The organism is Bradyrhizobium sp. ORS 86 (assembly GCF_045571475.1).
Lineage (GTDB): Bacteria > Pseudomonadota > Alphaproteobacteria > Rhizobiales > Xanthobacteraceae > Bradyrhizobium.
In genome coordinates, this window is record NZ_CP120699.1 from 4,438,287 (window position 1) to 4,461,493 (window position 23,207).

Consider the following 23,207-nt stretch of genomic DNA (forward strand, 5'->3'; position numbering starts at 1 on the left):
TCCTCGTTGCTAGATCAGCACTCTAGAGTGATACTCTAGTGATGGTCAAGAATTTGCCCGGCCTGCGAGGGCCGGGCTTTGGCGATTGCTACTTCGACGCCGAACCTTCGGGGGTTCCGGCCGGCGTCGGGGCTGGTGCGGCAGCCGTGGCCGGCGCAGGCGAAGCAGCCGCAGCCGGGCTCGGGGTCGGCGCAGGCGCGGCAGCCGCCGGAGCCGGTGTCACCGGCGGGACTGGGTCGGCGCGCAGCGGCGTCGATTCGCCGCCGGTGCTTTCCTTGGGCGCATCGACCTTGGCGCGGTCGGGCTTGTCCGCCTCCGACTTGTCCGGTCCCGACTTGGCGTTCGCCGGCTTGTCGCTGTCGACCTTCTCCTGACCCTTGGCGGCCTTGGGCTCGTCCTTCGGCGTTTCGCCCTTCGCAGCGTCGTCGGGCTTCTCCTCGATGTGCTTGCCGCGACGGCCGAGCTTGTGGCGGGACGGCTTCTCCTCGCCGGCGGCCGGCGGCTCACCGTCGGCAGCAGGCTTGACACCCTCCGGCGCCTCGCTCGGACGGGCCATGCGCTTGTCCTTGCGGCCGGCACGTCCCTCGGCCGGCGTCACCCCGTCGGCATCGGGCTTCGCAGCCTCCTGCGAAGCGGCGCCCGAATGCGGCTTGTGGCCGGCGCGCTCGGACGGCTCCGCCGGCTGCCTTGCCTCGCGGTCATCCCTGCCCTCTCTGGCCCCCTTGGGCTTGTCCTTGGCCTGGTAACGGGGATCGTTGGCGCCATTGGAAATCAGATAGGACGCGAGCACTCCGGCCATGTCGCTGGACGTCGTGTAGTGCTGGCGCAGGAAGCCCGGCAGCGAGGACGCCGGCACGGTCTTCAGCAGGCCGCGCGGACTTTTGTGACACGCGGTGCAGGTGCTCGAGAAGATTTGGGAGGGGCTCTTGCCGGCCTCGAGGTTTTGCGCTTGCGCAGATGCTGCCGAGAAGCAGCCAACCAGAAGCGTCACCGTCGCCAGACTGAGGGCTCGGCTCAACATCCTTTAAGTCTCCAAATTCCGGAAAATCGCCGCCAGGGATCCATGGGCTGCGGCGGGTCACCTTTTATCCGATTATCTCGCGAATGGAAGCGCATCCATGACACACACACGGTATTGTCACATTTCGGAATATCGGCTTTGACCACAATGCAGTAGCGCGATCTAATTCCGTGCCTATGTTTGTTCCGTGGGGACACACTGGAGCACCCCGCTCCGGTGGTGTCGGGCGCAAGCAGCTTGCCGTTCCGTTGGTGTATCGATGGATCGATTGTTGCGATATTTCTTGGGGCAGTTCGTTCGGCGCGGTTCGATCACGTTCACGACCGCAAGCGGAATGAGGTTCACCTGTGGCGACGGCACCGGAGTTCCGGTGGCGGTACGCTTCACGAGCACTGCGGCACAGGCCCGCGTTCTCCTTGATCCAGAGCTCTATCTCGGCGAAGCCTACATGGACGGCACGTTCGTGGTGGAGCAAGGCACCATCGCGGATGCGCTGGCGGTCCTGATGGGCCAGGCCGATATGCTGCCGAACTATGCCCGGCTCCAGTCGGGCCTGCGTTTCCTCGGACGGCGCATCCAGCAGCTCAATGTCCGCGGCCGGTCCAGGAATAACGTCGCCCGGCATTACGATCTCGACGGACGCCTCTACTCGCTCTTTCTTGACGCCGACAAGCAATATAGTTGCGCCTATTTCGAGACGTCCGATGCGGCGCTGGACGACGCCCAGCTCGCCAAGAAGCGCCATCTCACCGCCAAGCTCCTGGTGCGACCGGGCGACCGTGTCCTTGACATCGGCTCCGGCTGGGGTGGACTGGGGCTCTACCTCGCCGAGATGACCGGCGCCGATGTCACCGGCGTCACGCTGTCGACCGAGCAGTTGCAGATATCCAATGCCCGCGCCGCCGAACGCAACCTCGCGCAATCGGCGCGTTTCCTGCTCCAGGACTACCGCGACATTCCCGGCCCGTTCGACCGCATCATCTCGGTCGGCATGTTCGAGCATGTCGGGGTCGCTTTCTACGAGACCTTCTTCAAGCGCTGCGCCGAGCTCCTGAGCGACGACGGCGTCATGATGCTGCATTCGATCGGCCGCTCGACCGGGCCTGACGTCACCAGCCCCTGGATCAGGAAATACATCTTCCCGGGCGGTTACATCCCGGCGCTCTCCGAAGTCATGCCCGCAATCGAGAAGGCGGGACTCCTGGTCTGTGACATGGAGATCCTGCGCCTGCACTATGCCGAGACACTGAAGGCGTGGCGCGACCGGTTCATGGCGCGTCGCGAGGAAGCGGTCCGGTTGTACGACGAGCGCTTTGCCCGGATGTGGGAGTTCTATCTGGCAGCATCGGAGATGTCGTTCCGCGTGCAGAATATGATGAACTTCCAGCTCCAGCTCACGAAGCGGCAGGGCATCGTGCCGATGACGCGGGATTATATCGGCCGCGAGGAAGCGCGGCTGCGGCTGAAGGAGGCGGATGCCGCCACGCCCCGCCTGCAGCTCGCGGGCGAGTAAGCCTGACGAAAAGGTGAGAGCGGCTAGTTGCGCAGGCTGTAGGCCGATCCGTAGTGGGCGAAGGCCGACGCGGGCCGCGCCAGATGGGCCGAAACGGCTGAGATCAGCTCGGGGTCGCAGGGAGCATTGCGGATCTCCGGACGAACGGCCTGCTCCATAGCGTCTATCAGCGTCGCCAGCCAGCGCCCGTCGAGGCCCTTCGCCGGATCGACCACAAACCGCGATGTCTGAAACTCCTGCGCCATCGTCGCCGTATCTTCGCTGAGTGACAACAACCCGGAAACCGCCAGCCAGTTCCCGCCACCATGCCGCAAATAAAATGCGGCCGGTGTGACCTGCTTCACAGAAACCCTGCCCGGCCCGTCGTAGTGGTCGGGCATGAATCGCCAAACTTACCGATCGATGTTGGACCCGCAGCGCGATATCGTGACCGACTACGCCCTGATCGCAACCGGCGTGGCGGCAGCCTTGATCGCACTGGCCTTCCTTATCCTGGTCTGACGAATCAGAACCAACGGACGCCTCGCCTCCTGATGGGTGCGCCGGCCCGAGAAAAGGTTCAGGCCGCGCCCAACTTTCAGCGATGACGACGCCGTACCGCCGTCCCCTGCCCGGTTTCGCCAAATCCCCGTCAAGCCGAATGCGTTCGCCGGTCTTGGATTCACACACCGCGTTGTGTGAATCGGGCATAAGGCGCATCTCGTCTTTCGCTTCGTGCCGGGCTGGCGCTTGATCGCGGCCCCACATCCGAAAATCGCAGTAACGACGAAATCAGAAGAATAAGCTCGTCCATGGCCTTGATTGATTCGAACGTCCACCAGCTCGCACCGGACGCCGGAGCACCGGCGTACCGGAGTGCACCGCACAACATCGAAGCGGAACAGAGCCTTCTGGGCGCGATCCTGGTCAACAACGACGCGTTCTACCGGGTCTCCGATTTCCTGGAGCCGAAGCACTTCTTCGAAACCATCCACCAGCAGATCTACGAGACGGCCGCGAGTCTGATCCGGATGGGCAAGGTCGCGACCCCGATCACGCTGAAGACCTTCCTGCCGGCCGATCTCGACATCGGCGGCATGACGGTCAGCCAATACCTCGCCCGGCTCGCCGCCGAGGCAACCACCATCATCAACGCCCAGGATTACGGCCGCACGGTCTATGATCTCAGCCTGCGCCGCGACCTGATCCGGATCGGCGAAGAGATCGTCAACGTCGCCTATGAGGCGTCGGTGGACTTCGCGCCCCGCGCCCAGATCGAGGATGCCGAACGGCAGCTTTACTCTCTCGCCGAGACCGGCCGCTATGACGGCGGCTTCCAGCGCTTCTCACAGGCCCTCACGGTTGCCGTCGACATGGCGGCGAAGGCGTTCCAGCGCGACGGCAAGCTGTCGGGCATCTCGACCGGCCTGCGCGACCTCGACGCCAGGATGGGCGGCTTGCAGCCCTCCGACCTCATCGTGCTCGCCGGCCGTCCCGGCATGGGCAAGACCTCGCTGGCCACCAACATCGCCTACAACATCGCCAAGGCCTATGTGCCAGAGGTGCAGGCGGACGGCACCACCAAGGCTGTCAACGGCGGAGCCGTCGGCTTCTTCTCGTGCGAAATGAGCGGCGAGCAGCTCGCCACCCGTATTCTGGCCGAGCGCACCGGCATCCCCTCGAGCCTGATCCGCCGCGGCGGCATCACAGAGATGGATTTCGAGAAGATCCGCGACTGCTCGATCGAGCTGCAATCCTTGCCGTTCTATGTCGACGAGACCGGCGGCCTGTCGATCTCGCAGCTCACCGCCCGCGCCCGCCGTCTCAAGCGGCAGAAGGGCCTCGACCTGATCGTGATCGACTACATCCAGCTTCTGCAAGGCTCGGGTAAGCGCGGCAGCGACAACCGTGTCCAGGAAATCACCGAGATCACCACCAGCCTGAAGGCGCTGGCGAAGGAGTTGAACGTCCCCGTGATCGCGCTGTCGCAGCTCTCGCGTCAGGTCGAAAATCGCGACGACAAGCGACCCCAGCTCTCCGACCTTCGTGAATCCGGCTCGATCGAGCAGGACGCCGACGTCGTGATGTTCGTCTATCGCGAGGAATACTACCTCGCGAACAAGGAGCCGCGCCCCGGCACCCCCGAACATGAGAAGTGGCAGACCGAGATGGGCCTCGCCCATGGCAAGGCCGAAGTCATCATCGGCAAGCAGCGCCACGGCCCCACCGGAACCGTCGAATTGCACTTCGAAGCCAGCGTCACCCGGTTCGGCGATCTCGCGCCCGACGGCCAAGTCCCGGATCGCGGCTACTAACGCGCTGCCGCGGTTGAACGCTCGAAGTCCCGCGCGTACAACTGACGCATGAACATCGTGACCGACGCGAAATCCCAGCTCACGCCCGAAGCCAGCCTGCTGGCGGCCCATCCGGCCGCCACCGGCATCCTCACCGTCGATCTCGACGCCATCGTCGCCAACTGGCGCAAGCTCGAGAAGACCGCGATCCCGGCCGAATGCGCCGCCGTGGTCAAGGCCAACGCCTATGGCTGCGGCGCCGAGCAGGTTGCGCGCGCGCTCGCCAATGCCGGCTGCAAGACCTTCTTCGTCGCCACCGTGGACGAAGCCGCCGCGGTGCGCGCGGCAGCTCCCCAGGCCACCATCTATTCGCTCGGCGGCTTCTTCCAGAACACCGGCGACCGTTACGCCAAGATCGATTGCAAGCCGGTGATCGGCGATCTCAACGAGCTCGCCGAATGGGACGTGTTCTGCCGCCGCTCGGGCTGGTCGGGCGGCGCCGGCATCCATATCGATACCGGAATGAACCGGCTTGGCCTCACGGTCAGCGAAGCGCAGGGCATCATTCCGCGCATCAACGCCGGCGATCACGGCATCACGCTGGTGATGAGCCACCTCGTCGCTGCCGAGCAGCTCAACAATCCCACCAACGCCAGGCAACTTGCCACCTTCCGCGAGATCGCAAGCCTGTTCGCAGGCGTGCCGGCCTCGCTCGCGAACTCGTCCGGCGTCTTCCTCGGCCCGCATTTCCAGTTCGACATCGTCCGTCCCGGCTGCGCGCTCTATGGCGTCAATCCGACGCCGGAGGCCGACAACCCGATGCAGCAGGTGGTCGATCTCAAGGCGCGCATCGTGCAGATCCGCAATATCGATCGCGGCGAGACCGTCGGCTATGGCGGCACCTGGACGGCCCGGCGGCCGACGCGGCTTGCCATCGTCTCGGCCGGCTATGCCGATGGTTATTTCCGCGCCGCCAGCGCCAATGACGGCACCCGCGGCGCCGAGGTCATCGTTGCCGGCAAGCGCTGCCCGATCGCGGGCCGCGTCTCGATGGACCTGATCGCGGTCGACATCACCGACCTCGACAAGAATGCCGCGCGCCGCGGCCACATGGTGACGCTGATCGGCGAAGGCATCACGGTCGACGAGATCGCACGCCATTTCGGCACGATCGGCTATGAGGTGCTGACCAGCCTCGGCCGCCGCTTCGCGCGGGTCTACAAGGGCGGCGGCGCCGTCGCGCAGCCGATCGCGCCACCGCCAGCGGCGTCTGTCGCAGCATCGAGCTGACCATAGAAGGGCTCGCGATCGCCGGGATCGCATGAAGATCGCGACCTTCAACATCAACAACATCAATCGGCGCCTGCCGAACCTGCTGCGCTGGCTGCGCGCGGCGAAGCCCGACGTCGTCAGCCTGCAAGAGCTCAAGGCGAGCGAGGCCGAGTTTCCGCAGACTGCGCTCGAGACAGCCGGCTATGGCGCGGTATGGCAGGGACAGAAGACGTGGAACGGCGTCGCCATCCTCGCACGCAACACCGAGCCGGTGCTGATCCGCACCGCTCTGCCCGGCGACCGCGACGATCATGAGGCGCGCTACATCGAGGCCGCGGTGCGTGGCATCGTCGTCACCAGTCTCTATTTGCCGAATGGCAATCCGCAGCCCGGGCCGAAATTCGACTACAAGCTCGCCTGGTTCAAGCGGCTGCGCGCGCACGCCGCCAAGCTGCTCAAGCAGGACGTTCCGGTCGTGCTCGCTGGCGACTATAATGTCGCGCCTGATACGTTCGACATCTATCCGACCCGCTCCTGGGACAAGGATGCGCTGATCCAGCCGCAAAGCCGCGCCGCGTTCAAGGCGCTGGTCGATCAGGGCTGGTGCGACGCGATCCGCACGCTGCATCCCGACGCGCCGATGTTCACCTTCTGGGACTACAAGCGCAACCGCTGGCCGCGCGATGCCGGCTTGCGGCTCGATCATCTGCTGCTCAGCCCTGCGCTGGCAGCACGGCTCACCGCGGCCGGCGTCGATCGCGACATCCGCGGCGCAGACGGCGCCAGCGACCACGCGCCGGCGTGGGTGGTGTTGAAGTGATGGTGCTTGCCGGCCCTGGGCCCCGATGGCACTGTCGTCCCTGCGAAAGCAGGGACCCATACTCCGCAGCAGATGTTGTTGGAGGGACCCGTCGTCCCGGCATCGTTCAACAATCAGCACTTGTGGTTATGGGTCCCTGCTTTCGCAGGGACGACACTGAATATGTGGTTCGGCCGGTGAGTCATACTTCCGCATTCTCGCGACATGATTTGCCAAAGGCTGACGCAGGGGCTTGCGCCATCGCGCAAATCGGTGGCAGGGGGTATCACCTCGCCGGAGCATGCGCGTGGGCTACCTCTTCGTCCTCATCGTCGGCCTGGTCGCAGGCACCATTTCCGGCATCGTCGGCACCGGCTCGTCGATCATGCTGATGCCGGTGCTGGTCTATCAGTTCGGGCCGAAGCAGGCCGTGCCGATCATGGCGGTCGCGTCCGTGATGGCCAATCTCTCGCGCATCCTTGCCTGGTGGCGCGAGGTCGACTGGCGCGCCTGCGTGGCCTACTCCATCACCGGCATTCCGGCGGCAGCGCTCGGCGCGCGGACGCTGCTCGTCTTGCCCTCGCGCGCTGTCGACGTCGCGATCGGGGCGTTCCTGATCGCAATGGTGCCGGTGCGGCACTGGATCGCGCGACACAGGCTCAGAGCCAGGCTCTGGCACCTCGCGGTCGGCGGCGCCGTGATCGGCTATCTCACCGGCATCGTGGTCTCGACCGGGCCGCTCAGCGTGCCGCTGTTCCTGTTCTATGGCCTGTCCCGTGGCGCGTTCCTCGCCACCGAGGCGGCAAGCTCGCTCGGGCTCTATGTGAGCAAATCGGTGACGTTCGAGCGCTTCGGCGCACTCACCGCCGCGGTGGCGCTGAAGGGCCTGATCGCCGGCGCGTCGCTGATGGCCGGCGCCTTCATCGCCAAGCGCTTCGTGCTACAGATGAAGCCCGAGGCGTTTCGCCTGCTGATGGACGGCATCATGCTGATCGCGGGCGCGACACTGCTGTGGTCGGCCGTCTCGCACTAAGTCCGCGCTACTCTGGGCGACACGCTACGGTGGGTGGCCGGAGCGCGGATCTTCTCCCACTGATCCCCGCCGTCCGGCAGAGCCAATCATTGATGGATCGTGTTCGCCAGCCGAACCGTGTTATGCACGCTGCTCGACAGTGCGACTCACCTACCGATGGCCAAGAACACGCTCTCCTTCGTCTGCCAGAACTGCGGCGCGGCGTATAATCGCTGGCAGGGCAAGTGCGACGCCTGCGGCGAGTGGAACACGCTGGCCGAGGAAGACACGTCCGGCTCAGTGCCGGTCTCGATCCGCAGTAAGCGCAAGGGCCGGACGTTCGCGCTGGAGTCGCTGTCCGGCAAGACTCAGGACGCCCCGCGCCTCTCCTCCGGGATGGCTGAGCTCGATCGCGTCACCGGCGGCGGCTTCGTGCGCGGCTCGGTGCTCCTGGTCGGCGGCGATCCCGGGATCGGCAAGTCGACGCTGCTGACGCAGGCGACCAGCATGATGGCGCGCGCCGGGCATCGGGTGGTCTACATCTCCGGCGAAGAGGCGGTGGCGCAGGTGCGGCTGCGGGCCGACCGGCTCGGCCTCGCCGACGCGCCGGTGCAATTGGCGGCGGAAACCTCGGTCGAGGACATCGTCTCGACGCTGTCGGAAGGCACCGTCCCGCGCCTGATCGTGATCGACTCGATCCAGACCATGTGGACTGACACCGTCGAGTCCGCGCCCGGCACCGTCACCCAGGTCCGCGCCTCGGCGCAGGCGCTGATCAGGTTCGCCAAGAAGACCGGGGCCGCGATCATCCTCGTCGGCCACGTCACCAAGGACGGCCAGATCGCGGGTCCTCGCGTGGTCGAGCACATGGTCGACGCCGTGCTCTCCTTCGAGGGTGAAGGCTCGCAGCAGTTCCGCATCCTGCGCTCGGTGAAGAACCGCTTCGGCGCGACCGACGAGATCGGCGTGTTCGAGATGACCGGGCTCGGCCTACGCGAGGTCACCAACCCATCCGAATTGTTCCTCTCTGAACGCGACCTCGGCAGCCCCGGCACGGCGGTGTTCGCCGGCATCGAGGGCACGCGGCCGGTGCTGGTCGAGTTGCAGGCGCTGGTGGCGCCGACCTCGCTCGGCACGCCGCGCCGCGCCGTGGTCGGCTGGGACCCGAGCCGGCTGTCGATGGTGCTGGCGGTGCTGGAAGCCCATTGCGGGGTGAAACTCTCCGGCCATGACGTCTATCTCAACGTCGCCGGCGGGTTGCGCATCCAGGAACCGGCGGCGGACCTCGCCGCGGCGGCCGCATTAGTGTCCTCGCTGGTGAACGCCCCGCTGCCGACCGATGCGGTCTATTTTGGCGAGATTTCGCTCTCCGGCGCGATCCGCCCGGTGGCGCAGACGCCGGCACGGCTGAAGGAGGCACTCAAGCTTGGCTTCGGCCGCGCGATCCTGCCCGAATCGGCCCGGGGCGAGACGAGCAGCGACGCCGGGCTGTCGCTCAACAGCGTCGGCAATCTGACAACGCTGGTCGCCGAAATCGCCGCGCGTGGTACGCCAAGAGGCGGCCGGGGAACACCGAGCGGCAATCGGGCTCCGCCAAGGGGCGACCAGGACGGCCCCGCGGGCTCTGATCCGGCTGAGAAAAATGCCACACCGGCCCGATTCCGTCGGGAGACCCGCTAAACCGGGCGTGACGTATCAGCCCCCCGCCGCTATACATCCGCCGCGCGGGACAGGTGGCTCTCCGGCCTTGCCGGACGCACCCGATGCGCCTCAGTTAGGACGGCACCGACACGCCGATTCGCGAGAGCCATTAACAGCGTACCCAACGTACCAGCGGACCTGACCAGCCGATGCCCATAACGATACTTGATCTCGTCCTGCTCGGGGTGATGCTGATCTCGGGCCTGCTTGCCATGGTGCGCGGCTTCATGCGCGAGATCCTGTCGATCGCCGCCTGGGGCGCCGCGGCGCTGGTGACGCTGTATGCGTTCTCGAAGCTGCTGCCGACCGCCAAGACCTACTTCAACAACGACACGGTCGCGGCCATCGTCGTGGTGGCCGGCACCTTTATTGGCACGCTGATCGTGGTCTCCGTGATCACGGTGCGGATCTCCGACATGATCCTGGATTCGCGGATCGGCGCGCTGGACCGGACGCTGGGCTTCCTGTTCGGCCTCGCCCGCGGCCTCCTGATCGTGGTCGTGGCGTTCATGTTCTTCACCTGGCTGGTCCCGGACAAGCAGCGGCCGGACTGGGTGAGCGGGGCGAAGTCCCGGGTGGTGCTGCAGGGAACCGGGGATTGGCTGATGTCGCTCTTGCCTGACGACCCCGAGAACACCATCTTAAAGAAGTTCAAAAAGAATAAGCCGGACGACGATTCTGCTGCTGATCCCGATCAGGCGACAACGCCTGCGTCGGGCGACGGCTATAGCAAACCTGCCCGCGACAGCCTTAAAAAGCTGATCGAGAAACCCGCAGGCCATTGACGCAGGCAACTGACTTTGACGGGCCCCAACGAGAGGCGATGAACGAGATGCAGACCCCTTCCGATCACGCCGACCAACTGGATCTCGACCTCGGCCCGATCGAATTGCAGGATGATCTCCGACACCCTGATCTGGATGGCGACACGCTCCGCGAAGAATGCGGCGTCTTCGGCATCTTCGGCAACCCGGACGCCGCCGCCATCACCGCGCTCGGCCTGCACGCCCTCCAGCATCGCGGCCAGGAGGCCGCCGGCATCGTCTCCTTCGACGGCAGCCGCTTCCATTCCGAGCGCCGCCTCGGCCTCGTCGGCGACACCTTCTCCCGCCGCGAGGTGATCGAGCGCCTGCCCGGCAGCGCCGCGGTCGGCCATGTCCGCTACTCCACGACCGGCGCCACCATCCTGCGCAACGTGCAGCCGCTATTCGCCGAGCTCAACGCCGGCGGTTTCGCGGTCGGCCACAACGGCAACCTCACCAATGCCCTCACTTTGCGCCGCGAACTCGTGAAGGGCGGCGCCATGATGCAGTCGACCACCGACACCGAGGTGATCCTGCATCTGGTGGCGCAGTCCAAGCGCGCCCGTTTCATCGACCGCTTCATCGAGGCGCTGCGCGCGATCGAGGGCGCCTACGCGCTGGTCGCGCTGACCAACAAGAAGCTGATCGGCGCGCGCGATCCGCTCGGCATCCGCCCGCTGGTGCTCGGCGATCTCGATGGCCGCCCGATCCTGACCTCGGAGACCTGCGCGCTCGACATGATCGGCGCCAAATATGTCCGCGACATCGAGCCCGGCGAGATCATCGTGTTCGACGATCATGGCGCGCACAGCCACAAGCCATTCCCGCCGAAGCCGGCGCGGCCCTGCATCTTCGAATACATCTATTTCGCCCGGCCGGATTCCATCGTCGGCGGCCGCTCGGTCTACGACGTGCGCAAGGCGTTCGGCGCGCAGCTCGCGCGCGAGAGCCATCCCGACGTCGATGTCGTGGTGCCGGTGCCGGACTCCGGCGTGCCCGCCGCCGTCGGCTACAGCCAGTATTCCGGCGTGCCGTTCGAGCTCGGCATCATCCGCAACCACTATGTCGGCCGCACCTTCATCCAGCCGACCCAGAGCGTGCGCGAGCTCGGCGTGCGCATGAAGCATTCGGCCAACCGCGCCGCGATCGAGGGCAAGCGCATCATCCTGATCGACGACTCGCTGGTGCGCGGCACCACCTCGAAGAAGATCGTGCGCATGATGCGCGACGCCGGCGCCCGCGAGGTGCATTTCCGCCTCGCCTCGCCGCCGATCCTCTATCCCGACTATTACGGCATCGACCTGCCCGACCGCGGCGGCCTGCTCGCCGCCACTCATTCGGTCGAGGAGATGCGCGAGATCATCGGCGCCGACTCGCTGGCGTTCCTGTCGATCGACGGTATGTACCGCGCGATGGGCTACCAGGGCCGCGATCCCGCCAATCCGAAATTCGCCGACCACTGCTTCACCGGCGCCTATCCGACCCACCTCACCGACCAGAGCGACGTCGAGCCCGCGCCGCGCCAGCTCTCGCTGCTGGCGGAAGCGAGCTGAGCCTACGTACGGTGTCGTCCCGGCGAAGGCCGGGACCCATCACCACCGGCCTATCCGGCTGGGGTGGTATCAGACACCAACAGTTTCTTCCATGCCGCCGTCACGGCGTATGGGTCCCGGCTTTCGCCGGGACGACGATTTGTTAGAGTCTCTTCCATGACAAAACCCCTCGCCTCCCGTATCGCCCTCGTGACCGGCGCCTCGCGCGGCATCGGCTATGCCACCGCGATTGCGCTCGCCAAGGCCGGCGCACATGTCGTGGCGGTGGCGCGCACGCAAGGCGGGCTCGAGGAGCTCGACGACGAGATCCGCAAGCACGGCGGCAGCGCCACGCTGGTACCGCTCACTCTCACCGACTATGAGGGCATCGCGCGGCTCGGCCTCGCGCTCCACGAGCGCCACGGCAAGCTCGACATCCTCGTCGGCAACGCCGGCGTCGCCGGTCCCTCGTCGCCGCTCGGCCATATCGAGCTGAAGCCGTGGAACGATGTGATGGCGGTGAACGTCACCGCGAACTTCCAGTTGATCCGCTGCATGGACCCGCTGCTCAAGCAGTCCGATGCCGGCCGCGCGGTGTTCGTTACCTCGGGCGCGGCCTACAAGGCCAACGCCTATCTCGGCCCCTACGCGGCATCGAAAGCCGCGCTCGAGGCGCTGGTGCGCTCCTGGGCCAACGAGACCGTCAACACCAGGCTGCGCGTCAACCTGTTCAGCCCCGGGCCGATCCGCACAAGGATGCGGGCTGCGGTGTTTCCCGGCGAAGACCCGATGACGCTCGACACGCCCGAGATGGCCGCCGAATTCATCGTGCCGATGTGCGCGCCTAACTGGACCGAAACCGGCAAGCTCTACGACTACAAGGCCCGCACGCTGCGGAGTTTCCAGCCGCCGGCGTAGTTATCCGGCCGCGCCACACCCTCGATCGTCATCCCCGCGAAAGCGGGGATCCAGTATTCCAGAGGCGATTGCGATTGAATCGAGAAGCCGCAGCGTACTGGATCGCCCGGTCCCGTCTACGCCAAGGCTTCGACGGGGCTCGGATATCAGGCGCGCCGAAGCATCTTGCGGAGGCGGCAGGCCGGGCGATGACACCTTTTTTGACGCGTCCGCTTGCCTTTCCTAATGCAATTGACTCAGCTCCCTCCCCACGATTGACTGCCGTCCCAACGGGACACCCGCCAAGAAAAATCACGGGAGGCACCGATGACGCCGACGCTCAAACGCGCGCGCTTCAAACTGTCCGGATTGATTTTCTCCGCCTGCATCGCATCTTCGGCCCTTCTCGCTCCGCTCAACTCCGCCACCGCCGCCGACGTCCCGACCTTCGCGGTCGACACCTCCTGGCCCAAGCAGCTTCCGAACAACTGGATCCTCGGCCAGATCGGCGGCATCACCGTCGACTGGCAAGGGCATATCTGGGTGATCCATCGCCCGCGCTCGCTCACCGAAAACGAGAAGGCCGCGAGCCTGACGCCGCCGCGCGCCAAATGCTGCGTGCCCGCGCCGCCGGTGCTCGAGTTCGACGCCGACGGCAATCTGCTGCGCGCCTGGGGCGGCCCCGGCGCCGGCTATCAATGGATCGGCCGCGAGCACGGCATCGTGGTCGACGAACGCGGCTTCGTCTGGATCGGCGGCAATGCCGACGACGACAGCGCGATCCTGAAGTTCTCGCTCGACGGCAAGTATCTTGGCCAGATCGGCAAGATCGCGCCGCGCACCAACAGCAATGACACCACGCAACTCGGCAAGCCCGCAGGAATCGCGATCGACAAGGCGGCCGACGAGCTCTACGTCGCCGACGGCTACGGCAACCGCCGCGTCATCGTGTTCGACGCGACGACGCTCGCCTATAAGCGACACTGGGGCGCCTATGGCAACCGCCCGAACGACGACCCGCAACCGCCCTACGATCCCGGCGCGTCGCCGCAGCACCAGTTCGGCAATCCCGTGCACTGCATCAAGCTCTCCAATGACGGGCTGGTCTATGTCTGCGATCGCAGCCAGGACCGCGTCCAGGTCTTCAAGACAGACGGCACCTTCGTGATGGAATACTTCTACGAGAAGAAGACGCGGGGCGACGGCGCGGTGTTCGATCTCGCGCTGTGGCCCGATCCGAAGCAGACCTATCTCCTGAACGCAGACGGTGCCAACAACGAGATCCGCGTGGTCAAGCGCGAGGACGGCAGCGTGGTCGGCACGTTCGGTCACAGCGGCCGCAATGCCGGCCAGTTCGCACTGCTGCACGTGATGGCTGTCGACCAGAACGGCAACGTCTACACCGGCGAGGTCGACGGCAAGCGCATCCAGAAATTCAAGCTGACGTCCGGCGCGCTGAAATGAAAGATGAAAGCCGGATGACGCCGCGAGTGGCATCCTGCGGCTTTATACGGATTGCCGACGGCCTCCCGACAAGGTAAGTGGGAACCGCGACGACCGGCACAAAGGCTCCATCTCAAGAGGGCTGCCCGGATCATTCACAGTGGAGGAAATTGCTTATGACGACGACGCTTGCGCGGCGCTGTGCCGTGCTACTCGCCTGCGCCGCACTCACCGTCACGACTTCTGCGTTGGCCCAAGACAAGTTGGACAAGAACGTCAAGATCGGCGTGCTCAACGATATGTCGAGCCTCTATGCCGACATCGGCGGGGCGAACTCGGTGGCCGCGGCCAACATGGCGATCGAGGACTCCGGCCTCCGCGGCAAGGGCTGGAAGATCGAGCTGGTGAGCGGCGATCACCAGAACAAGCCCGACGTCGGCGTCAACATTGCTCGGCAATGGATCGACAACGAGAAGGTCGACATCATCACCGATACGCCGAACTCCGGCGTCGCGCTCGCAGTGAGCAACCTGGTCAAGGAAAAGAACTCGATCATGCTCAACTCCGGCGCTGCGACCGCCGACCTCACCGGCAAGGCCTGCAACGCCAACACGATCTCCTACACCTTCGATACCTACATGCTCGCCAACGGCACCGGCAAGGCGCTGACCAAGGCGGGCGGCGATAGCTGGTTCTTCCTCACCGCCGACTACGCCTTCGGCCACGCGCTGGAGCGCGACACCTCCGCGGTCGTGACCGCCAACGGCGGCAAGGTGCTGGGTGATGTCAAGCATCCGCTCAACACCGCTGACTTCTCCTCCTTCCTGCTGCAGGCTCAGGCCTCCAAGGCCAAGATCATCGGGCTCGCCAATGCCGGCGGCGACACCACCAACGCGATCAAGCAGGCTTCCGAATTCGGCATCACCGCCGGCGGCCAGAAGCTCGCGGCGCTGCTGCTGTTCATCAACGATGTGCACGCGCTCGGGCTGAAGATCGCGCAGGGCCTGACCTTCACCGAGTCGTTCTACTGGGACATGAACGACCAGACCCGCGCCTGGTCGAAGCGCTTCCAGAAGGTCTCGCCCAAGGGCACGATGCCCTCGATGACGGTCGCCGGCGTCTATGCCGGCATCCTGCATTACCTGAAGGCGCTCGACGCGATGGGCGGCAATCCGCATGACGGCGCCAAGGTCGTCGCCAAGATGAAGGAGATCCCGACCGACGATCCCTTGTTCGGCAAGGGCCCGCTCAGGATCGACGGCCGCCGCATCATTCCGGCCTATCTGTTCGAGGTGAAGAAGCCCGAGGAGTCCAAATATCCCTGGGACTACTACAAGCTGGTCGCCACAATCTCCCCGGAAGACGCGGCCAAGCCGCTCTCGGCCAGCGAGTGCCCGCTGGTGAAGAAGTGACGGCGTCCGCAGCGTAACGCTCGGCAACCGGGGCGGGTTGGCCTGCGGCTAGCCCGCCCCGCACCGTTTTCTTCGCGCCTCGCATTCACATCATCCCGTCGCGGTCGCCAGCAAAAATAACGCACGCCTCCCTGTCGGACGTGCGCCCTTGTCTTCGTCCTCGGAGCATTCATCAGCCAGCCCCGGAGCATGAGAGCGATGACCCAACCGGACAAGACGGCAGAAATCGAAATCAGGACACTGATCGATGCCTGGACGGACGCCGTCCGCAGGCATGACTATGCGGGCGTACTCGCCCATCACGATCAAGACATCGTGATGTTCGACGTTCCGCCGCCGCTCCAATCGCGCGGCTTGGACGAATATCGGAAGACGTGGGATCTGTTCTTCCGCTATCACAAGCCTGCTGACGCGTTCGACGTCGAGGAGATTGCGATCACCGCGGGCAACGACGTCGCCTTCGCCGTTGCGATGATGCGATGCGGTCCTCCCGACGCCACGTTCCAGTTCAGGCTGACGATCGGATTGCGCAAGGTCGACGGCGCCTGGCGCATCACGCATGAACACCATTCGGTGCCGGCAACCGATTAGCGCGTTGCGGCGACGCGCATGCCGAATTGTAGATTGTAGGGTGGGCGAAGGCACGCTTGCGCCGTGCCCACCATCGGCGGCGTGCTCGTCATGGTGGGCACGCTTCGCTTTGCCCGCCCTACGGATCTGCGCGCCTGTGATGAAGCCGTCATGACGTGCACGGTTGCTCCGTTCATGACGGCCGTTTGCGCTTGTGGGCGAACGGATTGGCCTTCTCGCGCAGCGTGATCCGGACCGGCGTGCCCGGCAGATCGAACGCCTCGCGCAGTCCGTTGGTGAGATAGCGCAGATAGGATTTCGGGATCGCATCGGCGCGCGAGCAGAACAGCACGAAGCTCGGCGGGCGCGCCTTGGTCTGGGTAATGTAGTTCAGCTTCAGCCGACGGCCCGAGACCGCGGGCGGCGGATTGGCCTGGATCGCCTGCTCGAACCAGCGGTTGAGCGCCGAGGTCGGCACACGCCGGTTCCAGACCGCATAGGCGTCCTGGATCGCCGTCATCAGGCGATCGATGCCCTCGCCCATCAGGCCGGACACCGCCACGATCGGCGCGCCCTTGACCTGGGGCAGCCAGTGATCGGCGTCAGTGCGCAGCGCCGAGATCTGGTTCGGCTTGCGCTCGACCAGGTCCCATTTGTTGACCGCGAGAACGATCGCACGGCCCTCGCGCTCGATCAGGTCGGCGATGCGCAGGTCCTGCTCCTCGAACCTGTTCTGCGCGTCCATCATCATCACGACCACCTCGGCGAAGCGCACCGCGCGCAAGGCATCGGCGACCGAGAGCTTCTCCAGCTTCTCCTCGATCCGCGAGCGGCGCCGCAGGCCGGCGGTATCGAAGATGCGGAATTCACGGCCCTGCCAGGTGATCTCGACCGAGATGGAATCCCGCGTGGTGCCGGCCTCGGGGCTGGTCAGCAGACGTTCCTCGCCGAGCAGATGGTTGATCAGTGTCGACTTGCCGGCATTGGGCCGGCCGACGATCGCAACCCGGATCGGGCGCTGCGCGGCCTCCTCCTCCGAGACGTCCTCGTCGTCCTCCACCTCGTCGTCATCCGCGGTGGCGCCCTCCGGCATCAACGAGCTCAAGGCGTCGTAGAGTTCGCCCATGCCCTCGCCATGCTCGGCCGAGATCTGTACGGGATCGCCGAGACCCAGCGCATAGGATTCCATCGCCCCGATCTCGCCGTGCTTGCCTTCGGCCTTGTTGGCGACCAGCACCACCGGCTTGTTGGCGCGGCGGGCGAAATCGGCAAAGGCGCGGTCGGTCGGCGTCAGGCCGACGCGGGCGTCGATCACGAACATCAGGGCGTCGGCGAGCGCGATCGCGGTTTCGGTCTGCTCCTGCATCCGGGCGGTCAGCGAGCCCTTGGCGCCCTCGTCGAGACCGGCGGTATCGATGATGGTGAAGTCGAGATCGCCGAGCCGCGCCTGGCCCTCGCGGCGATCGCGCGTCACACCCGGCTCATCGTCGACCAGCGCGAGCTTCTGGCCGACCAGGCGGTTGAACAACGTCGATTTGCCGACATTGGGCCGGCCGATAATGGCGATGGTGAAAGACATGGATCATCCAGGCGCGGTCCGAGACGCGCGTATCAGGGCGCTGCGGCAAGAACTACAGCAGGAATGGCGGTTGGTCGAAGCAAATGGTAGGGCACCTTCTCCCTCTCCCCGTTACGGGGAGAGGTGGAATTCTGCTCTGCCGCTAGCGGCTAAACGAACCGCTCGGTAGCGGTGCAGGGAACGGCGCGGCGGATTGTTGCGTGGTCTGGGCCGGGGCCGCCGGCTGCGCGGCAGGCTGCTGCGCCTGCTGGTCGTCGGGCGGCGGCGCGGTGGTCCGGCGGCGGGCGATCTTTTTCTTCTTCGGCTCCGGCGGCAATTGAGCGGGAGCTCCCTCCTCGGACGCCGCAGCGGCGGGCGCAGCGGCCTGGTCCGCGGCGGGAGCGGGCTTACCCCGGGCGTGCTTCTTGGCCGGTTTCGCCGGCTCCGCCGCCGGAGGCGTCGCTGCGGCGGCAGCTTCGGCGGCCTGCTGCTCCCGCTGCTGCTGCTCGACCTCGTTCTTGTACAACTCCTTCGGCACGCCCTGCTCGAGACCTGGCACGCCATCGGGGAACACCGGCTTGCGGTCGCCCGGCAGCTTCTTCTTGGTGTCGAGGAAGTCGAGCAGATCGGACGGATCGAAATTGGCCATGCCGCCGCCACCGCAGCCCGCCAGCACACTGCAAAGCGAGACGAGAACTGCGGCTGCGATCAAGCGTTGCGAGCGGCGCATGGTCGATCTCTCATTCAACTCAGGTTTGTCTGGGCATGACCCAATCGGAAAACCGGTCCCCACTTTTCCGGATCATGCCTCTCAGCTCTTGGCGGCCGGCGGCAGCAAGGCCTGCAGCGCCTCGGCGCGCGAGCGCAGGCTCGGCGGCGAGTCGCCATCATTGGCAATCTGATCGAGCCACTTGCGCGCGGCGGTGGCGTCGTTGGCCCGCCAGGCTGACAGCGCCAGCAGTTCGCGCGCGGTGTGACGGAAGGTCGAATCCTGAGCGGTCACCGGTTCGAGCCGCTGCAGCATGTTCGGATAGGTCGTGGTTTCCATCAGAAGCTGGGCTGCGCGAATCCGCGCCAGATCCTGCTCCGGCCGGCCGATGCTGCGATCGGCGGCGATCTCGTCATAGAGCTTCGCGGCGGCCTGCTGGTCGCGCGTCGCGACCTCGGCCGCCATGCGCAGCCGCGCCAGCGTCCGATAGCCATACGGCGCCTTGGCCGCGAGGTCGGCAAAGGCCGCTTCAGCCTCGGAGTGCTTGTTCTGCTCGGACAGTTCAGCGGCGCGATCGAATGCCGCACTCGCCTCGGCGGCCTTCTTGGCCTCGAGATACTGATAGCCGCGCCAGCCCCCCACGCCGGCGATGATCAACACCACCAGCGCGACAATCAGGAGCGAGTACTTGTCCCACAGCTTCTTGAGCTGTTCGCGGCGGACTTCCTCGTTTACTTCATCAAATAATTCAGACACTTAAGGCTATCCCATCCCCTCGGGACCGCAACCGCGGGCTGGGCCCGGCCCATACCCGATCCCCACATCGCCGCGGCGTTACCCTAATGGTGTGGCGGTGGCAAGGCAAAGTGAGGCGGATCAAAGCGTTAACCGTGGAGGTTTACCTCGCCGATCAGGTCGCGGCCGCCGCCAACGTCTCCCGCAACTGCCGCTTGATCACCTTGCCGTTGGCATTGCGCGGCAGCGGGGTTGCGGTCACTGCCATCGTCTCCGGCACCTTGTAGTCCGACAGCCGCTCGACGCACCAGGCGCGCAGCGCCTCTGCATCGACCTCGGCGCGCGTCACGATCACCGCGTGCACACGCTCGCCGAGCACTGGACACGGCTTCGCAATGATCGCGCTCTCGACCACGGCCGGGTGTCCGGCCAGCACCGATTCAACCTCGGCGGAGTAGATCTTCAGGCCGCCGCGATTGATCATGTCCTTCTGGCGATCGAACACGCGGACGAAATTGTCGGCATCGACTGAGCCGAGATCGCCGGAATGCCAGAAGCCGGCCGTAAAACTCTCAGCCGTTGCCTTCGGATTGTTCCAGTAACCCCTGATGACGGAGGCGCTGCGGATCCACAGCTCGCCGATCTCGCCGCGCGGCACTTCGCGGCCGTCGGGCCCCATCACGACGATCTCGGCGCCCGGGCACGGCAGGCCGACGCTGTCGATATGCGCTGCGGTCAGTTCGCCCGGCATCAGCGTCGACGGTGACGTGGTCTCGGTCGCGCCGTAGCAGTTCGCGAGCTTGAGCCCTGGAATCTTGGCATCGAGCTTCTCGATGGTGGCAACCGGCATCGGCGCGCCGCCGAAGCCGCCGATCCGCCAGCTCGACAGATCATAGCTGTCGAAGTCCGGCTGCAGCAGGCAGAGATTGTACATCGCCGGCACCATCACCGTGTAGGTCACGCGTTCGCGCGCGGCGAGCTTGAGATAGTCAGCGGCCTTGAACTCCGGCATGACGATCAACGTGCCGGCGCAGCGCACCATCGTCGTGATGTTGGCGACGGCGCCCGTGACATGCGCGAGCGGCACGGCGGCGATCGAACGATCCACCTTGGTCAGCTTGAGGCACGAGACGAACACCATCGAGGAATGGATGATGTTGCAATGGGCGAGCATCGCGCCCTTCGGCCGGCCGGTGGTGCCGGAGGTGTAGAGGATCATCGCGGTGTCCTCTTCCCTCACCTCCGCGGGCGCGGATGCCGGTGCATTGTCGAGCAGGCGCGCAAATTGCGACGCGCTGTCGTCGCTCACGGCGATCCGGTGCCGCAGACCGGGAATATCGGCCGCATCAGGCACGCGGTCGGCAAGTCCGGCTTCGTGGACCAGCAGCTTCGCGCCGCAGTCGTTCAGCACATAGGCGATTTCGGGCTTCTGCTGACGTGTCGAGAGCAGCACCGTCACCAGCCCGGCATGGGCGGCGGCAAACATCGTCAGCACGAACTCGACGCGATTGCCGAGCAGGATCGCGACGCGGTCGCCGGGCACAAGGCCGAGCTTTTCGAAGCCGGCCGCGACCTTGGCCGCGCGCTGCGCCACCTCGCGCCAGCTCAAGCGCACATCACCGCAGATCAGCGCCTCACCATCGCCGTTCTGCGCCACGGCTTGCGCGATCATCGCCCAGAGGCTGCCCGGCCGCTCCACGAAGGCCGGCACGACGCGGTCACCGAAGCGCGGCTCGAGCCGCATGGGCGGAAGTGCGTGTTGCGACCAGTCCATGTCGGCTCCGTCAGGTTTTCTTCATGTCGTAGACGTGCTCGGGCCCCGGGAAGGCGCGGCTCTTCACGTCCCGCGCATAGCCCGCAATCGCCTCCTCGATCGCAGGTCCCAGATTGCCGTAGCGGCGCACGAATTTCGGTGCGCGCGGCGACAGGCCGAGCATGTCCTCCAGCACCAGCACCTGGCCGTCGCAGGCCGCGCTGGCACCGATGCCGATGGTCGGCACCGCGATCGACTGCGTGATCTTGCGCGCCAGGGGCTCGGCCACCGCCTCGACCACGATCGAGAACGCGCCGGCCTCCGCGATCGCCCTGGCGTCGTTTTCGATCGGCGCCCAGTTCGCCTCCTCGCGGCCCTGCGCGCGGAACGAGCCCAGCGTGTTGATCGACTGCGGCGTCAGGCCGATATGGCCCATGACGGGAATGCCGCGCTCCGACAGGAACGCCACCGTCTCCGCCATCCGCGCGCCGCCCTCGAGCTTGACGGCGCCGCACAGCGTTTCCTTCATGATCCGCACCGCCGACTGGAACGCCTGCTCCTTCGAGCCCTCGTAGGAGCCGAACGGCATGTCGACGACGACGAGCGCCTGCTGCGAGCCGCGCATCACCGCACGGCCCTGCAGGATCATCATGTCGAGCGTGACGGGAACGGTGGTCTCGAAGCCGTGCATGACGTTGCCGAGGGAATCGCCGACCAGGATGGCATCGCAGTGCTTGTCGACCAGCGCCGCCGTGTGCGCGTGGTACGAGGTCAGCATCACGATCGGCTCGCCGTTCTTGCGGGCGCGAAGGTCGGGCGCGGTCTTGCGCTTGATGGCGGATTGAACAGACATCGTCAGGCTCCCATCACAGGCACGCCGATCACGACCGGATGGAACGCAAACGCCAGCGCCAAATAAGCGATGACACCGACCGCGATCGCGATCAGGTCGTTGGTTGTCCCGCCCACCGGGATCGGCGGCGCGCCAGCATCCGTGCGGTACTTCAGCGAGATGCGGTCATAGACCGCCCAGCCGAGAAACGAGCCAAACAGGATGATCGAGCCGAGATCGCCGTTGGCGAGCAGATGCGCGAACGCCCACAGCTTCACGCCCGCAAGCATCGGATGCTTCAGCGTGGTGTAGATGCGGCCGCGGATATATGAAGCCACCACCAGGATGACGGCCGGCAGCATCAGCGCCACCGTGATGTGCTTGAATGCGGTCGGCGGCGTCCAGACCGGGATCATTCCGGCGGCTCGGTAATGGCCAAATCCCCAGATGATCAGCGCGAGCCCTGCGATGGAGACCAGCGAATAGACAATCTTGTAGGCTCCCTCACCCATCGCTTTCACGATGCTCGCGCGCAGTTCGCGCCGCGTCGTGAGCAAGTGGACGCCGGGAAACAGCACGAGACCGAGGATCATGACGAGCAGTCCCACGACGTTCCTCCCCTGATTGATGCCTTCGCGTATCACCTTCGCCGGGCGGTGCGCAATGTCGCAGCTTCACGGATTCCCGGCCGGCTTGGCGAGTTCGCGATTGTCGACGTAGCGGATCATGATCGGGCGGCCGGCCAGGGCCCCGCCGAGCCCGCCGGTGAACTTCAGCGGCAGGCAGGCATCGAGCGAGGCGTTGATCGCGTTCAGATAGGTGGAGCGGGTATCGGCCGGCACGCCTGAGGTGGCGAATGTCATCCGCGGCGCGCCGATCATTTCGCCGGACCGCTTGAAGCTGAACCGCACCGACATTTGCATGCCCTCGCGCGCGCTATCGGCTGGCGGCGGCGACCAGCAGGCACGCAGCGCGGCAAAGAGGTCACCGATGGTATTGAGGTCATGATCGGGCTTGCGATACCTGTCGGCCTGGTCCTGCGGCGGCACGGTCAGGACCGTGAGCTGCAGATTTTCACCATACGGATAATCCATCTCGGGCAGACAGGGCCCGCGATTGAACACGCTGCAATAGGACGGGGTGCAGGGCCTGTTGTCGAGCACGCTGCACGGCTCATGCGCGAATGGAATCGGGTTGCTCTGATGCCGTGGCCGCGCGCCGGCGGTGGCGGCAAGGCCGATGGCCAGCACTGCAAGGGCAACGACGATGGCAACGCGACGGAGCATGCGAGCGAACCCTGAATGCGCTCCGGAGAAAATGGTACCGCAACCGGATCGCATCAAGCGGCAACGCGTTCAATTCCGCGCGCTTG

The 23,207-nt window shown here is 65.7% G+C and carries 22 protein-coding genes; 13 read left to right on the forward strand and 9 right to left on the reverse strand.

Annotated elements, in window-relative coordinates; all coding sequences use genetic code 11:
* Nucleotides 1–88 precede the first annotated feature (88 nt).
* Nucleotides 89–1,021 carry a hypothetical protein gene (locus P6U25_RS20745; RefSeq protein WP_407146612.1) on the reverse strand — a complete coding sequence of 311 codons (933 nt, stop codon included), beginning with the start codon at nt 1,019–1,021 and terminating at the stop codon, nt 89–91.
* A gap of 259 nt (nt 1,022–1,280) precedes the next feature.
* On the opposite strand from P6U25_RS20745, the gene P6U25_RS20750 reads away from it, so the two are divergent.
* Complete coding sequence (locus P6U25_RS20750; protein ID WP_407146613.1) at nt 1,281–2,534, forward strand: class I SAM-dependent methyltransferase; 1,254 nt, start codon at nt 1,281–1,283, stop codon at nt 2,532–2,534.
* A 23-nt stretch (nt 2,535–2,557) separates the two neighbouring features.
* Here P6U25_RS20750 and P6U25_RS20755 read toward each other — a convergent pair whose 3' ends face one another.
* Entirely contained in the window at nt 2,558–2,914 is a 357-nt protein-coding gene (locus P6U25_RS20755) for a hypothetical protein (RefSeq protein ID WP_407146614.1), read from the reverse strand.
* Between P6U25_RS20755 and P6U25_RS20760 the strand changes: the two genes are divergently transcribed.
* The 12 genes from P6U25_RS20760 to P6U25_RS20815 all read left to right on the forward strand — a co-directional run bounded on the left by P6U25_RS20760 (nt 2,913) and on the right by P6U25_RS20815 (nt 16,269).
* The gene (locus P6U25_RS20760; protein ID WP_407146615.1) at nt 2,913–3,035 is read left to right on the forward strand and encodes a hypothetical protein; all 123 of its coding nucleotides are present in this window, start codon (nt 2,913–2,915) and stop codon (nt 3,033–3,035) included. The two genes, P6U25_RS20755 and P6U25_RS20760, sit on opposite strands and share 2 nt — an antisense overlap.
* Before the next feature lie 290 nt (nt 3,036–3,325).
* Complete coding sequence (locus tag P6U25_RS20765) at nt 3,326–4,828, forward strand: replicative DNA helicase (RefSeq protein WP_407146616.1); 1,503 nt, start codon at nt 3,326–3,328, stop codon at nt 4,826–4,828.
* Between the two features lie 48 nt (nt 4,829–4,876).
* Nucleotides 4,877–6,097: an alanine racemase gene (gene alr / locus P6U25_RS20770; RefSeq protein ID WP_407146617.1), complete on the forward strand. Its 1,221-nt coding sequence runs from the start codon at nt 4,877–4,879 to the stop codon at nt 6,095–6,097.
* Between the two features lie 31 nt (nt 6,098–6,128).
* Complete coding sequence (locus P6U25_RS20775; RefSeq protein WP_407146618.1) at nt 6,129–6,899, forward strand: exodeoxyribonuclease III; 771 nt, start codon at nt 6,129–6,131, stop codon at nt 6,897–6,899.
* 286 nt (nt 6,900–7,185) lie between these two features.
* Nucleotides 7,186–7,911, forward strand: coding sequence for a sulfite exporter TauE/SafE family protein (locus P6U25_RS20780; protein WP_407146619.1), 726 nt, complete (start codon nt 7,186–7,188; stop codon nt 7,909–7,911).
* 156 nt (nt 7,912–8,067) lie between these two features.
* On the forward strand, nt 8,068–9,570 hold the full coding sequence (gene radA, locus P6U25_RS20785) for a DNA repair protein RadA (protein ID WP_407152565.1): 1,503 nt from the start codon (nt 8,068–8,070) through the stop codon (nt 9,568–9,570).
* A gap of 170 nt (nt 9,571–9,740) precedes the next feature.
* Nucleotides 9,741–10,376 (forward strand): CvpA family protein, encoded by a 636-nt coding sequence (locus P6U25_RS20790; protein WP_407146620.1) that lies wholly within the window; start codon nt 9,741–9,743, stop codon nt 10,374–10,376.
* 47 nt (nt 10,377–10,423) lie between these two features.
* A complete protein-coding gene (gene purF, locus P6U25_RS20795) occupies nt 10,424–11,947 on the forward strand; it encodes an amidophosphoribosyltransferase (RefSeq protein ID WP_407152566.1) in 1,524 nt (507 codons plus the stop codon).
* A 156-nt stretch (nt 11,948–12,103) separates the two neighbouring features.
* Entirely contained in the window at nt 12,104–12,844 is a 741-nt protein-coding gene (locus tag P6U25_RS20800; protein WP_407146621.1) for an SDR family NAD(P)-dependent oxidoreductase, read from the forward strand.
* Nucleotides 12,845–13,150: 306 nt separating this feature from the next.
* Nucleotides 13,151–14,287 (forward strand): hypothetical protein, encoded by a 1,137-nt coding sequence (locus P6U25_RS20805; RefSeq protein ID WP_407146622.1) that lies wholly within the window; start codon nt 13,151–13,153, stop codon nt 14,285–14,287.
* 155 nt (nt 14,288–14,442) lie between these two features.
* Nucleotides 14,443–15,678 (forward strand): ABC transporter substrate-binding protein, encoded by a 1,236-nt coding sequence (locus P6U25_RS20810; RefSeq protein WP_407146623.1) that lies wholly within the window; start codon nt 14,443–14,445, stop codon nt 15,676–15,678.
* A gap of 198 nt (nt 15,679–15,876) precedes the next feature.
* Nucleotides 15,877–16,269 carry a nuclear transport factor 2 family protein gene (locus tag P6U25_RS20815; RefSeq protein ID WP_407146624.1) on the forward strand — a complete coding sequence of 131 codons (393 nt, stop codon included), beginning with the start codon at nt 15,877–15,879 and terminating at the stop codon, nt 16,267–16,269.
* A gap of 172 nt (nt 16,270–16,441) precedes the next feature.
* Here the strand turns inward: P6U25_RS20815 and der are convergent, their stop codons facing one another.
* From der to P6U25_RS20850, 7 genes are all read right to left on the reverse strand, one after another.
* On the reverse strand, nt 16,442–17,827 hold the full coding sequence (gene der, locus P6U25_RS20820) for a ribosome biogenesis GTPase Der (protein WP_407146625.1): 1,386 nt from the start codon (nt 17,825–17,827) through the stop codon (nt 16,442–16,444).
* Nucleotides 17,828–17,969: 142 nt separating this feature from the next.
* The gene (locus P6U25_RS20825) at nt 17,970–18,536 is read right to left on the reverse strand and encodes a hypothetical protein (RefSeq protein ID WP_407146626.1); all 567 of its coding nucleotides are present in this window, start codon (nt 18,534–18,536) and stop codon (nt 17,970–17,972) included.
* 81 nt (nt 18,537–18,617) lie between these two features.
* Nucleotides 18,618–19,271 carry a tetratricopeptide repeat protein gene (locus P6U25_RS20830; protein ID WP_407146627.1) on the reverse strand — a complete coding sequence of 218 codons (654 nt, stop codon included), beginning with the start codon at nt 19,269–19,271 and terminating at the stop codon, nt 18,618–18,620.
* Between the two features lie 154 nt (nt 19,272–19,425).
* On the reverse strand, nt 19,426–21,024 hold the full coding sequence (locus P6U25_RS20835; protein WP_407146628.1) for a class I adenylate-forming enzyme family protein: 1,599 nt from the start codon (nt 21,022–21,024) through the stop codon (nt 19,426–19,428).
* Between the two features lie 10 nt (nt 21,025–21,034).
* Nucleotides 21,035–21,856, reverse strand: coding sequence for a 3-methyl-2-oxobutanoate hydroxymethyltransferase (gene panB, locus P6U25_RS20840; RefSeq protein ID WP_407146629.1), 822 nt, complete (start codon nt 21,854–21,856; stop codon nt 21,035–21,037).
* Nucleotides 21,857–21,858: 2 nt separating this feature from the next.
* Nucleotides 21,859–22,443, reverse strand: coding sequence for an NnrU family protein (locus P6U25_RS20845; RefSeq protein ID WP_407146630.1), 585 nt, complete (start codon nt 22,441–22,443; stop codon nt 21,859–21,861).
* A 66-nt stretch (nt 22,444–22,509) separates the two neighbouring features.
* Nucleotides 22,510–23,121, reverse strand: a complete 612-nt coding sequence (locus P6U25_RS20850; RefSeq protein ID WP_407146631.1) for a hypothetical protein — start codon at nt 23,119–23,121, stop codon at nt 22,510–22,512.
* Nucleotides 23,122–23,207 lie beyond the last annotated feature (86 nt).